At 70.2% G+C, this 12,195-nt stretch carries 13 protein-coding genes; 2 read left to right on the top strand and 11 right to left on the bottom strand.

Annotated elements, in window-relative coordinates; all coding sequences use genetic code 11:
• Positions 1-115: 115 nt before the first annotated feature.
• From RQI43_RS06080 to RQI43_RS06060, 5 genes are all read right to left on the bottom strand, one after another.
• Positions 116-724, bottom strand: coding sequence for a pyridoxamine 5'-phosphate oxidase family protein (locus RQI43_RS06080; RefSeq protein WP_311274571.1), 609 nt, complete (start codon positions 722-724; stop codon positions 116-118).
• Between the two features lie 10 nt (positions 725-734).
• A complete protein-coding gene (locus tag RQI43_RS06075; RefSeq protein ID WP_056425711.1) occupies positions 735-1,076 on the bottom strand; it encodes a lipid-A-disaccharide synthase N-terminal domain-containing protein in 342 nt (113 codons plus the stop codon).
• Between the two features lie 87 nt (positions 1,077-1,163).
• A complete protein-coding gene (locus RQI43_RS06070; RefSeq protein ID WP_056425714.1) occupies positions 1,164-1,907 on the bottom strand; it encodes a glycosyltransferase family 2 protein in 744 nt (247 codons plus the stop codon).
• On the bottom strand, positions 1,904-3,643 hold the full coding sequence (locus RQI43_RS06065) for a glycosyltransferase family 39 protein (RefSeq protein WP_311274570.1): 1,740 nt from the start codon (positions 3,641-3,643) through the stop codon (positions 1,904-1,906). Before RQI43_RS06065 ends, RQI43_RS06070 begins: the two co-directional genes overlap by 4 nt.
• Positions 3,644-3,788: 145 nt before the next feature.
• The gene (locus tag RQI43_RS06060; RefSeq protein ID WP_311274569.1) at positions 3,789-4,802 is read right to left on the bottom strand and encodes a GlxA family transcriptional regulator; all 1,014 of its coding nucleotides are present in this window, start codon (positions 4,800-4,802) and stop codon (positions 3,789-3,791) included.
• Between the two features lie 83 nt (positions 4,803-4,885).
• Between RQI43_RS06060 and RQI43_RS06055 the strand changes: the two genes are divergently transcribed.
• Positions 4,886-5,584, top strand: a complete 699-nt coding sequence (locus RQI43_RS06055) for a DJ-1/PfpI family protein (RefSeq protein ID WP_311274568.1) — start codon at positions 4,886-4,888, stop codon at positions 5,582-5,584.
• Between the two features lie 3 nt (positions 5,585-5,587).
• On the opposite strand, the gene RQI43_RS06050 is transcribed toward RQI43_RS06055, so the two are convergent.
• Positions 5,588-6,058, bottom strand: coding sequence for a winged helix-turn-helix domain-containing protein (locus RQI43_RS06050; protein WP_311274567.1), 471 nt, complete (start codon positions 6,056-6,058; stop codon positions 5,588-5,590).
• 89 nt (positions 6,059-6,147) lie between these two features.
• On the bottom strand, positions 6,148-7,266 hold the full coding sequence (locus RQI43_RS06045) for a replication protein RepA (RefSeq protein WP_056425726.1): 1,119 nt from the start codon (positions 7,264-7,266) through the stop codon (positions 6,148-6,150).
• 727 nt (positions 7,267-7,993) lie between these two features.
• Between RQI43_RS06045 and mazG the strand changes: the two genes are divergently transcribed.
• On the top strand, positions 7,994-8,824 hold the full coding sequence (gene mazG / locus RQI43_RS06040; RefSeq protein WP_311274566.1) for a nucleoside triphosphate pyrophosphohydrolase: 831 nt from the start codon (positions 7,994-7,996) through the stop codon (positions 8,822-8,824).
• A gap of 37 nt (positions 8,825-8,861) precedes the next feature.
• On the opposite strand, the gene RQI43_RS06035 is transcribed toward mazG, so the two are convergent.
• The 4 genes from RQI43_RS06035 to pabB are packed head-to-tail and all read right to left on the bottom strand — an operon-like array spanning position 8,862 to position 12,112.
• Positions 8,862-9,311 carry a DoxX family protein gene (locus RQI43_RS06035; RefSeq protein WP_244478068.1) on the bottom strand — a complete coding sequence of 150 codons (450 nt, stop codon included), beginning with the start codon at positions 9,309-9,311 and terminating at the stop codon, positions 8,862-8,864.
• Positions 9,284-10,129: an aminotransferase class IV gene (locus tag RQI43_RS06030; protein WP_311274565.1), complete on the bottom strand. Its 846-nt coding sequence runs from the start codon at positions 10,127-10,129 to the stop codon at positions 9,284-9,286. Before RQI43_RS06030 ends, RQI43_RS06035 begins: the two co-directional genes overlap by 28 nt.
• Positions 10,116-10,718 (bottom strand): aminodeoxychorismate/anthranilate synthase component II, encoded by a 603-nt coding sequence (locus RQI43_RS06025; RefSeq protein WP_056425731.1) that lies wholly within the window; start codon positions 10,716-10,718, stop codon positions 10,116-10,118. The genes RQI43_RS06030 and RQI43_RS06025 overlap by 14 nt, the downstream gene beginning before the upstream one ends.
• Positions 10,715-12,112 (bottom strand): aminodeoxychorismate synthase component I, encoded by a 1,398-nt coding sequence (gene pabB / locus RQI43_RS06020; RefSeq protein ID WP_311274564.1) that lies wholly within the window; start codon positions 12,110-12,112, stop codon positions 10,715-10,717. The genes RQI43_RS06025 and pabB overlap by 4 nt, the downstream gene beginning before the upstream one ends.
• Positions 12,113-12,195 lie beyond the last annotated feature (83 nt).

Here is a 12,195-nt window from a genome sequence, read left to right as displayed (position 1 = left end):
GCCGGTGCATCGCCTTGCGCTGTCGTCGCTTCTGGATTCCGGGCTCCGCTACGCGGCCCCGGAATGACGGCGGATGACGATCGTGAGGGGGTTTCCAAAACAGAAAAAGGGTCTTTCACGGCGCCAGCCAGGTCCCCGCCCAGCCGTCGCCTTCCCGCTTCCAGGCGGCGCGCCGGTGTCCCCGCCGGTCGAGGAACAGGAATTCGAGCCGGGTGGCACTCACCTGAACCGCGCAGAAATTCGGCCGGCCGGCGGCGATGGCCGCGTCGGTCTCCGGCAGGGAATAGCCCTCGCCCGAGGCGAGTTCGGTGCCGGGCCCCGGCGCCACGCCGTAGCAGACCCGGCTCATCGCCATCGATCCGTCCCAGGCGGCATCCGCCAGGGCATCGTCGGTATGGAGCGTGGCCGGGCCCGAGACCCGGATCTGGACCTTGCTCGCCGAATCGTAGCCGTGCAGCGCGGCCCGGCCGGAGGCGGCGATCTCGGCGGCCTTGCGGGACCGGCGGTCGCAATGGAAGCGCAGGATCCCGGTCCGCCGCTCCGCCTCGCGCAGGACGATGGTGCGGACCTGCGGGCAGCCGTCGGAATCCACCGTGGCGAGGGCCGGCATGTGGAAGGCGTTGCGGCGCAGCCTCGGCCCGTCCTCCAGAAGCTGCCAGAGATGGGCCAGGCTGGCGTCGAGATCGTCGAAGAAATCCGGCAGCGGAATCGTCGGGGGAGTCATGCCGAGAACGTCACGGAACGGGATCCGCCCCGGACTTCCGGCGCTTTTCCTTCAGGATCAACGCGACGTTGCGGAGATAGATGCCGGTCGAGAGGGCCTGCCCGAAGATGATGACCGGCTCGCGCCGCACCAGCCCGTAGACCAGGGTCATCAGCCCGCCCGCGATGGAGAGGAACCAGAACGAAAGCGGCATGACGCTGCGGCCGGCCTTCTCGCTCGCCAGCCATTGCAGGATGAAGCGGGCACCGAACACGACCTGGGCCAGGATGCCGAAGACGAGCCAGCCGTCGAACTTGGTGACGAAGATGTCGTAGGCGTAGCCGCTCAGGTCTTCCGAAAGCTGCATCAGCATGGGTTCAGGCCTCCCCACCGGTCACGAGAGCGCCCTGCGCCGAAGTGGATGCCGGTTCGGCGAAAAAGAGCGTGGCACGACAAAGGTCTAGATCTCCACCGCCTCGGGCGAGGGCCGCTTGCGGCGGATCAGCCACCACACCCCCGCGAGATCGAGGAGGCCGACCCAGAGCCGGTCGAACAGGCCGTAATTGGAGCGCCCGGTGAAGCGCGGCCGGTCGACCACGTCGGCATGGACCACGCGGTAGCCCTCGCGGGCGACGAGGGCCGGCATGAAGCGGTGCAGCGCATCGAAATAGGGCAGCGCCCGGTAGACCTCGCGCCGGAACACCTTCATGCCGCAGCCGGTATCGCGGGTGTCGTCCTTGAGGATGCGGCCGCGCACGCCGTTGGCGATGCGCGATTGCAGGGTCTTCAGGCGCCCGTCCTTGCGGCCGACGCGCTGGCCCTGGGCCAGGCCCGTGCTCCGGCCGCCCTCCTCCAGGGCCGCCACCAGGGCGGGGATGAAGGCCGGATCGTTCTGGCCGTCGCCATCGAGGGTTGCGATGAGGGCGCCCCGCGCCACGGCGACGCCGCTGCGGATCGCGGCCGATTGCCCGCCGCTGCGGGCATGGCGGACCACGCGCAGCCAGGGCCGGGTACGGCGCAGATCGCCGAGGACCGCCCCGGTGGAGTCGGTGGAGCCGTCATCCACATAGATCACCTCGAACGGGGCGAGGGCCGAGCAGGCGCGCTCGATCTCGGTGACGAGGCTCTCGACATTGCCGGCCTCGTTCTTCACCGGGACGACGATGGACAGGCGGGTAGAGGGGGCTGTGTCGGTTTGGGTCACGGGGTCACCGCATAGGCCGAGAGGTCGATCCGCCGGCCGCTGTTGATGTTGAAGCCGGAGACCCGGCCGACCGGGGCAGCCTTGACTGGGGTATCCTTAGCGCGTGTCTCCGCCCGCCGGAACTCGTCCAGGAACGGCTCGGTGACGAAGACGAGGCGGCAGCCGCCCCCTGCCAGGAACTCCGCCGCCTCGGCCCCGGTATTCAGCATGGCGAGGTCCGTCCCGATGAGGAAGACGAGGCTCGGCTCGCGGTAGCCGAGGCTGGCGACCTTCGGGGCGGCGCAGGGCAGCCCGTCGCGAAGGGCGGCGAGGCGCGGCGAGACCTTCAGCGCCGCCAGTACCGGCTGGGTCAGGCCGAACACCGCCGGCGAGAGCAGGGCCGAGGCCAGGATGGCGCAGGCCAGCGCCCGTTCGGGCAGGCGGCGGGCGAACAGCACGACAGCGAGGATCGCGGCGGCGCAGGAGGCCAGCAGCAGCGGCAGCCCGGCGACGGGGATCACGTGGTCGAAGGTCCAGGCCACGCCGACGAGGCCGAGGGTCAGGCCGACCGGGATCAGCACCACCAGGGCGGCCACGGCCCTGGCTCCCCGCCGGCCCGGATCGAGGGCGCCGCGCCCCACGGCCAGGAGGGTGAGGATCGCCACGGCCGGCATCAGCGGCAGGACGTAATGCGGCAGCTTGGTCGGCACCGCCTCGAACAGGATCCAGGCGGGCACGATCCAGGCGAGGAGGAACGCGATCGCATCGTCGCGCCGGTTGGCGAAGGCGAAGGGCGCGCTCAGCGCCGCGAAAGCGGCTCCCGGCCAGAAGGTAGCGAAGAACACCGCCAGATAGGTCCCAGGCGGCGCGCCGTGCTTCTCGGCGGCTCCCCCCACCTTGCCGAGCATGTCGCGACCCACCGCCTCGCCGAAGAACGCGCCGCCGCTCTTCCACGCGATGGCGACGAACCAGGGGGCGACGATGGCCAGGGTCAGCCCGAGGCCGAGGCCGGGACGCAGGTCCATGAGCCAGCGGCCGGACCGCTCCTTCAGCGACAGCGCGAACGCGGCGAGCCCGACGAAGAGCGGCACCATCGGCCCCTTGATCAGGATGCCGATCGCCATGGCCAGCCAGAACACCAGCACGGTCGTGAGATCGGGCCGGCCCCTCGTCCGTCCGGGCGTGATCCGGCCGAGCCAGACCCGCGCCAGCGCGCCCATCGCGGCGACCGAGCAGGCGGTGAGGAGGGCGTCCGTCTTGGCGAGGCGCGCCTCCGCCGAGATCATGATGCAGGCCGAGAACAGGGCGGCGGCGACGAGCGCGCCCCGGCGCGGCAGGAAGGCGAGGGCCGCCCAATAGGTGAACAGGCTCGCCAACAGCGCGCCGATCAGCGAGGGCACGCGGTAGAGCGCGATGGTGGTGCGGGCCCGGTCGACCCCCAGGGCCTCGGCCCCCTTCACCACCGTGGCCTGCACCCAGTAGATCCCCACCGGCTTCTTGTGGCGCGCCTCGCCCTGGAAGCGGATGTCCACGATGTCGCCGGTCTCGATCATCTGCTTCGAGGCCTGGGCGAAGCGCGGCTCGTCGCGGTCCATCGGCTGGAGCGAGACGAAGCCCGGCAGGAAACAGACGAGGCAGAGAGCCAGGAGCAGGGCGCAGGCGCGAGCATGGCTCGCCGAGGCCGCCTCGATCAGCCTGTCGAGGAAGCCCGCTCCATCGCCGGGCGGGACGGCATGTCCGGCATCGGCGGATCTCATGAGACGGGACGCAGTGGGGCGGACATGGGGCGGCTCCGGGCCGACGGGCAGCCCTTGACGATCGGTCGATGCCGCGACGGGCGGCGGTGTCGATGATGCGGCCGGGAAAGTCAAATTCGCCCGCATCGGAGGAGCGCTGCCAGGATCACGCAAAAGCAGCGAAACGACGGCGGTAATCACCGGGCGTCGTCGCGATCCGGCGCAGGAAGACCCGGCGCAGGGTTTCCTCGGCACGAAAGCCACAGCGTTCGGCGATGCGCTTCAGCGGCAGGTCGGTCTCCTCCAGCAGCCGGCGGGCGGCCTCGAAACGGATGCCCTCGATCGCCTCGGCCGGGCTGCGGCCCGTCGCGGCGCGGTAATGCCGGGCGAAACTGCGCGGGCTCATCCCGGCCCGGTCGGCCAAAGCGGGGATCGTCAGATCGGCGGCGAGGTTCTCGCCGATCCAGGCATGGAGGCGGCCGAACCGGTCGTCGCCCCCCTGAAGCGAAAGGGCCGCGCTGAATTGGGCCTGCCCGCCGGGCCGCTTGAGGAACACGACGAGGTGACGCGCCACGGCCAGGGACGTCTCCCGCCCGAGATCGGCCTCCACCAGGGCCAGCGCGAGATCGATGCCCGCGGTGACCCCGGCCGAGGTCCAGAGCGCGCCGTCGCGGATGAAGATCGGGTCGGCCTCGACCCTCGCCGCCGGATAGAGGGCCCGCAGGGCATCGCAGCGGGTCCAGTGGGTGACCACGCGGCGGCCGTCGAGGAGGCCCGCCGCCCCGAGGAGGAAGGCCCCGGTGCAGACCGAGGCGACGCGACGCGACCGGGCGGCCCGGCCGGACAGCCAGGAGACCAGGCCGGGATTGTCGAGATGGGCATGAACCCCTCGCCCGCCGGCGACGATCAGCGTGTCGATGGAGCCGGAATCCGGAACCAGACCCTCGGCGGTCAGTGCGAGACCCGAGGAGGTGGCGACGGAGCCGGCACGCTCGGCGACGACGCTGACCCGATAAGGGGATGGCCGTCCGGCGTCGACGAAAAGGTCGTTGGCGGTGGCAAAGACCTGGAGCGGACCGGCCACATCGAGGAGCTGCACCCCCGGATAGGCCAGGATTGCCACGGCGAGTGGTCGCTCCCGCAATGGGTGGTTTGGCAGGATACGAGGGTTTTTGGTCATGTCGGCCGGCAACCTGCGCCGGTATCGTCGGTCCTGTCCAGCCGCGGCCTTTCCGTTGCCGCCCCCTCCCGGAGACCCTTGCCATGCCGCAGACCGAGATCCGCTTCGAGATCGGCCTCCTGACCTTCGAGGGCGTGCAGCAGCTCGACCTCACCGCACCCTACGAGGTCTTCGCCTCGCTGCCGGGGGCGCGCGTCCACCTCGTCGGCCTCGACCGCGCCACCGTGGTCAGCGCCACCGGGTTGCCGTTGACGCCCACGACGGATCTTACCGCCTGCCCGCCCCTCGACCTCCTCTGCATTCCGGGTGGGATCGGCGTGAACGCCCTGATGACGCACGCGCCGGTGCTCGATTTCGTGCGCGCCCAAGCCGAGCGGCCGATCCTGGTCACCTCGGTCTGCACCGGCGCCCTCATCCTCGGGGCGGCGGGCCTGCTGCGGGGGAAGCGCGCGACGACCCATTGGGGCGCCCTCGACCTCTTGGCGGCCTTCGGGGCGATTCCCGTCGACGAGCGGATCGTGCGCGACGGACGGATCATCACCGGGGGCGGCGTCACCGCCGGCCTCGATTTCGCCCTCGCGGCGGTGGCCGAGCTCGCGGGCCGGACGGAAGCCGAGACGATCCAGCTGGCCCTCGAATACGCGCCGGCCCCGCCCTTCTCGGCGGGCCATCCCGGCACGGCCTCGCCGGAGGTGGTCGCGGCCGCCCGCGCGCGGTTCGCCGCTTCGCGCGCCGCCCGCGAAGAGATCATCGCGGGGATCACCCGGAACGGGGGGTTCTGAGCCTCATGCGTCATCGGGCCCGGCGGCGAGGGCATAGACCGCGTCGCCGAGGCGCTGGAACGGGCCGTCGGGTCCCGAGCGCTTCCACAGCCGGGTGTTGAGGGCCGCCACCGGATCGATGCCGGGGACCGACAGGCCGCGCAGGGTCAGGCGCTCCAGGATCTCGGCGGCGTGGAGAGGCCGGCCCGCCTCGTCGAGGATCTCGGAGGCGGCCTCCATGAGGAGACGGCCTTCGCGCCGGGCCTGCGACCGGTCGCCGCCGGATTCGCCCGCAGGCTCTTCGCCTGCCGAATCCGGCGGCGGGGCGACCGGGGCCGGATCGCGCCGCCCGTCACCCGCCCCTCCGGCGGGCCCGGATATCCGGCGGCCGATCTCGAGGAAGAGCGTGAGGTCGGCGATGGCCCGCTCGATCCGGGCCCGCTCGCGATAGAGGTCGGAGAGGCGCGCCTCGGCCTCGGCTTCCGTCAGGAACATGGTGGCACCTCTGGAATATTCCAATTACGGAATATCTAGCAGAAGGCGTGCCAGTATGGAATATTCCTCTCGGATATTCGGAAGATGTCTCAGCCCGCGAGGGCGCGCCGTGCCGCACCGGCCTTGGATGCGCCCGCCTTCGCCCCGCCGAGCCTGGGCGGAACCAGCAGGGCGCTCGGATGGGCGGGCTGGAGCATCATGCCGGCCTCGTCGAGGGAGACGGGCAGTTTCGGGAAGACCTCCTGCATATGGGCGAGATCGGCCTTGAAGGCCTGCCGGAAGCTGCGGATGCTGGCATTGTCAGCACCGAACTGGCTGTGCAGGTTGGCCCAGGTCAGCCGCAGTGGGCGCTGCAGGACGCGCAGGCGGTAGCCGAGCCAGAACAGGAGATCGAGCTTGCGGGCCGAGCCGGCGAAGGCGCGGGCCGCGCGGATATCCACCGGCAGGGCGTGCTGGATCAGGTTGTCGTAGAAATCCTGGTGGAACTGCACGGTCTTCGACCAGACCTGCCCCTCCCCCGATCCGTGCGAGAGCCAGAGGTCGAGCTGGCGGAAGGGCGGCACGTTGAGGGTGCTGGCCTTGTCGCTGCCGTCCCAGAGGCCGATCTGCAGGGTACAGGCGGCGAGCCGGTTGAGCTGTTCCTTGAACTGCCGGATCGTGCCGCGCTCGCCGCCGGTGACGGAAAATCCCATCTCCTTCATGAAGCCCGACAGGCTGTCCGCCACCGTGATGGTGGGGCTGCGCTGGCGCACCGCCTCGGTGCAGAGATGCAGCAGGACGAGGCGGGCCTTGGGGCCGTAGGGCAGGCCCTGGAACTCCATCTCGCCATTGACCGGGTTCTTGAGGCGGCCGGCCAGCAGGCTGAGGGAGTTGCGGCCGTATTCCCGGAAGAACTCGCGGGCATCGCCCGGATCGCGATAGGGCAGGCCGCACAGGGCCAGCACGCTGTGGATGTGCTGCAGGTTCTCCGGCAGGGTCGGTTCGTTCTCGATGACCTCGCGCACCATGTCGCGCCGGCGCCGGTCTCGGGGCATGGCGCCGCGCATGTCGGCGGCCTCGCGCAGGCTCGCCGCCTCGGCGTCGCGGGCACGCTGCCGATGGAGGATATGCTCGACGATGCTTCCGAACAGGAAGCTGCCGCGGCCGGCCTCGACCTCCTCCAGGAGGTCGGGATCACGGATCTGGGCGAGCTTCTCCTCGATCCCCATGGCTGTCATCGATACCGGCGGCTCTGGTCACTGAACTCCCGCCATCGCACGATTCCGAGGCCAGGAGTCGCCGGGGCCGGATCTTATCCCGACAATCCACGGAGTCGGCCCAAGGGCTCGGCCAAGGGCTCGGCCACGGAACCCCGCAGCCGGGGGATGGGCCGCACCCGTGCGGCGATCCCGCCGCCGGAAGAGACCGCCCCTCAGCCCTTCCGAGGTCTACGCAGAGTTCGATACGGGCCGGAATTCCGTTCTATCCCCATACTTCACCGGCAAACCCCGTTCTCCCCGCAGAATTCCATACGGATCGGCGCAGAATCGCATACGGACCGGGGCCGCGACAGCGCAGAATCCGATACGGAACCACGCAGAGTTCGATACGTCCTCGCGCAGAGTTCGATACGCGAAAGGGTCTCAACCTACGGGGAGACCACGCGAATTCGCCGTCCCATATAACTTGCTGAACTGACTCTCTAAAAAGAGGTTACTGATATCTTTCCTAAGGGGTCGGTGGGTCGTTCGCTTTACCGGACGGCACGGTTTTTTGATCGATATCTTGGAATTTCCAGAATTCCTCCTCTCCCGGTCCACAGGTTCGGCACAGATGAGGATGGATCGTGCCCCCCTGCGACACCGGCTTGAGGGGACACCACCGGTTGGCCTAACCGTGGCCGAGCCCGGACCTGCGCCCTTCCCCCTTCCTGACTTTCTCCAGCATGGTGAGCCCGTGACATCCGAAGCCCCGATCGAGACCCTGCTGCGATTGATGGCGGCCCTGCGCGATCCCGAACGGGGCTGCGCCTGGGACCAGGTCCAGACCCTCGACAGCCTCGCCCCCTACACGCTGGAGGAGGCCTACGAGGTGGTGGACGCCATCGAGCGCGGCGATCTCGCCGATCTCCAGGGGGAACTCGGCGACCTCCTGCTTCAGGTCGTGTTCCAGGCGCGGGTCGCCGAAGAGGCCGGGAGCTTCGCCTTCGACGATGTGGTCCGGACGATCTGCGCCAAGCTGATCCGGCGGCATCCGCATGTGTTCGAGGCGGATGGGTCGCTGCTGGCGGATGGTCCCGAGCGCCTGAACCTGGCGCAGCTCGACGCCAACTGGAATGCGGCGAAAGCGGCGGAACGGTCGGAGAAGACGGGGCGGTCCGAACACGCCGGGGGCGACCTCCTCGGTTCCGTCGCCAAGGCCCTGCCCGCCCTCACCCGGGCCGAGAAGATCAGCCGCAACGCGGCGCGGCACGGATTCGACTGGCCGGACGCGGCCTCGGTCGTCGCCAAGATCCGCGAGGAGGTGGACGAGGTCGCCGACGCGCTCGGGCGGAACGACCCGGATCACCTCGCCGAGGAGATCGGCGACCTGCTCTTCGCGGTGGTGAATCTCGCCCGGCATTCCGGAATAGACCCGGAATATTCCTTGAAAAGAGGGAATATAAAGTTCGAGCGGCGCTTCCACGCCATGGCGGCTTTGATCGCGGAGGATGGGGCAAGCCTGGAAGAGGCCGATCTTCCCGCCATGGAGGCCGCTTGGCAGCGGGTGAAGCGTTCGGAAGCCTGATCGCCGGCTGGCTTCGGTCCGTTCGCCCGCCCGCGCTCTACCGCCGCCCGAACGGCCAATCGACGATCCGCGTGGCGTGGAGCGCCCACCAGACCAGAACCGGTTGGAGGGCGAGGCGGGGCCCGTGATACCACCAGCTATCGGGCAGGCCGGGAACGGAGATCCCCTCGACCGCGTGCTTGATATTGGCCGGAAACACGCAGATCGCGTAGGCGGCCAGGGCGTAGCCGGCAGCGCGGCGGGTGCGCGCGACGAACAGGCCCGCCACGCAGGCGAGTTCGTAGAGACCCGTCAGGATGACGACCTGCCTCGGCCAGGGCACCCAATCGGGCATGATCGGCAGGAACCTGTCGGCGGCCGCGAGGTGGAGGAGGCCGATGCCGCCATAGAGCGCGGCGAGGCCGAGCCGCGAGAGCAGGCGGCTGTGCGTTGGGGCCTCCGGCGTGGTGATCTCCGGCCTCACGCCACCTCCGGCGCGACGCCGCATTCCTCGGCGATGAGGCGGCGGAGCGCGTGGCTCAACGCGGCGACGGTCTCGTGCCCGCCGGGGAACGCCGTCGTCCCGATCGCCGTAACAGGGGAGAGGCCCCGCAGGGAATTCGTCATGACCACCGCCTCGGCGGCCAGGACCTCCTCGAGGGCGAGGGAGCGTTCCGTGGTCCCGATGCCGAGGGAGCGCGCCAAGCCGAGAACCTGCGCGCGGACGATGCCGGGCAGTACGCCGTCCGACAGGGGCGGGGTGACGAGGCGCCCGTCTAGGATCGCGAACAGGTTGCCGGTCCCGGCGCAGGCGAGGTGGACTTTGGTGTTGAGGAACAGGGCCTCGTCGAAGCCCCGCGTCCTCGCCTCCCGGGCGGCGAGGATGGCGTCGAGATAGCCCAGCGTCTTGATCCTCGCGGTCGGCGAGGTCTCGTTGCGGCGGATCGTGCTCGGATGCAGCGAGACCGGCGCGAAACCCGACCCCGCCCGGCGCGGCGTGGCGGCGATCCACCAGACCGGCCGGGCCGGCTCCGGCGGGGCGAGACCGCGCGGGCCGGAGCCGCGGGTGATCGTGGTGCGGAGCGCGCCGTCGCCGATGGCAGCGGCGACGCGGCGCATCGCCTCCCCCACTGCCTCCCGGTCGATGGAAAAGCCCAGATCGTCGGCCGAGGCGGCGAGCCGGGCGAGATGCGCCTCCCGGAAGGCGAGGCGGCCGCCGAGGCAGAGGGCCGTGTCGAAGAGGCCGTCCCCGAGGGTCAGGCCCCGGTCGGCGAGGTCGAAACCGTGACGGCTGCCCTCGCGGAGGGCACCGTCAAACCACAGCATCGCGGCTCTCCCGCCACCGGCGCGCCAGATCGAGGAAGTTGCCGAACACCGCGTGGCCGTTCTCGGTCAGCACCGATTCCGGGTGGAACTGCACGCCCATCGTCGGGTGGCGCCGGTGCGACAGGGCCATCACCTCGCCCTCCCCCGACACGGCGTCGACGACGAGGGATTCGTCCATGCCCGGCTGCGGCGTGACGATGAGGGAATGGTAGCGGCCCACCTGCATCGGGTCGGGCAGGCCCGCGAACAGGCCGGACCCGTCATGCCGGATCGCCGTCGCCTGGCCGTGGAGCGGCCGCGCCGCCCGCTCGACCCTTCCGCCGAAGGCCGCGCCGATGGCCTGGTGGCCGAGGCAGACGCCGAGGATCGGGATCTCGCCGGACAGGGCCTCGATGGCGGGTAGGGTTACGCCGGCCTCGTTGGGGGTGCAGGGGCCGGGGGAGAGGATCAGCGCCTCGGGGGCGAGTGCGCGGATGCCGGCGACGTCGACGGCGTCGTTGCGCAGCACCTTCACCTCCTGGCCGAGCTCCTCCACGTAGCGCACCACGTTGAAGACGAAGGAATCGTAATTGTCGACGACGAGGATCATGACGCCTCGCCCTCGTTCCGGTCGGGCTCGAAGGCGGCGAAGACCCGCGCCGCCTTGGTCAGGGTCTCCTCGTACTCCGCGGCCGGGTCGGAGAGGAGCGTCACCCCTCCCCCGGCCTGGAGCACGGCGCGGGACTCGTCCATGAACACGGTGCGGATGGCGATGGAGGTGTCGAGCGACCCGTCGAACCCGATGGCGCCGATGGCCCCGCAATAGAGCTCGCGGGCATCACCCTCGATCTCGGTAATGATGTCCATGGCGCGCAGTTTCGGGGCCCCGGTGATCGAGCCGCCGGGGAAGGTGGCGGCGATCAGGTCGATGGCGTCGAGCCCCTGGCGCAGGGTCCCGGTCACCACGGAGACGAGGTGGTGGACAGAGGCGTAGGATTCGAGCCCGCACAGGACCGGCACCTTGACGCTGTGCGGCTCGCAGATCCGCGAAAGGTCGTTGCGCAGGAGATCGACGATCATGATGTTCTCGGCCCGCTCCTTGACGTTGGCCTGGAGCGCCTCGCCCAGAGCCCGGTCCTCGGCGGGATCCTCCACCCGGCGCACGGTGCCCTTGATCGGCCGGGTCTCCACCGCCCTGCCCTGCAGCTTCATGAAGCGCTCGGGACTGCTCGACGCGATGGTGAGAGCGTCGAAGGACAGATAAGCGCCGAAGGTCGCCGGGTTGGTCTCACGCAGGCGGTGATAGAGCGCGAAGGGATCGTATCCCGTCGGCAGCACCGCCTCGAAGCGCTGGGCGATGTTGGCCTGGTAGATGTCGCCGGCCCGGATGTAGTCGCGGACCGTCTCCACCGCCGCCTCGTAGGAAGCCCTGGTGAAGTTGGAGCGCCAGGCGAGGGGCGCGGCCTCTGCTCTCGTCCGGGCGCCGCCGCCGCCCGCGAGCAACTCCGCGAAACGGTCGAGCCGCGCCCGCGCCCGGTCGGCGCGGGCGGAATCCGTCAGCTCCGGAAAGCCGTTGGCGACGAGCCGGCAGGTGCGGCTGTCATGGTCGATGGAGAGGATCGTGTCGTAGAGATTGAAGGCGATGTCGTCGGTGAGGCCGGCGCGGCGGGCCGGCGGCGTCACCCGCTCCAGGCAGGCGCCGAGATCGTAAGCGAAATAGCCGATGGCCCCGCCGGGAAAGCCGAATCCCTCGTCGCCCGCCATCCGGTAGGGCGCGAGGCAGGCGCGCAGGGCCTCCAGGCCGGACCCCTCGAGCGGGCGTCCGTCGAGCGTCGCGCGGCCGTTCGCGTAGCGGAACCGCCCGAACGGATCGGCGGCCACGATCGAGACGCGCCCCAGGGTCTCGTGGCGCATGGCGCTGTCGAGGAAGGCCAGTCCCGGCAGGGACGAGAACGCCTCGGCCGCCGCGACGGGATCGATGAAGGGGATCTCGCGGGTCCACATGATGCTGTCGGACTTAAGAGCTTGACGCGGGCTGGGACACGGGCCCCTCCTGCGGCATGGTTTCCTGATGACGCGCCACAGGT

Source organism: Methylobacterium sp. WCS2018Hpa-22, from assembly GCF_031843785.1.
Classification (GTDB): domain Bacteria; phylum Pseudomonadota; class Alphaproteobacteria; order Rhizobiales; family Beijerinckiaceae; genus Methylobacterium.
The sequence above is the reverse complement of the archived record's forward strand: the minus strand, read 5'-3'. Positions and strand labels throughout refer to the sequence as shown.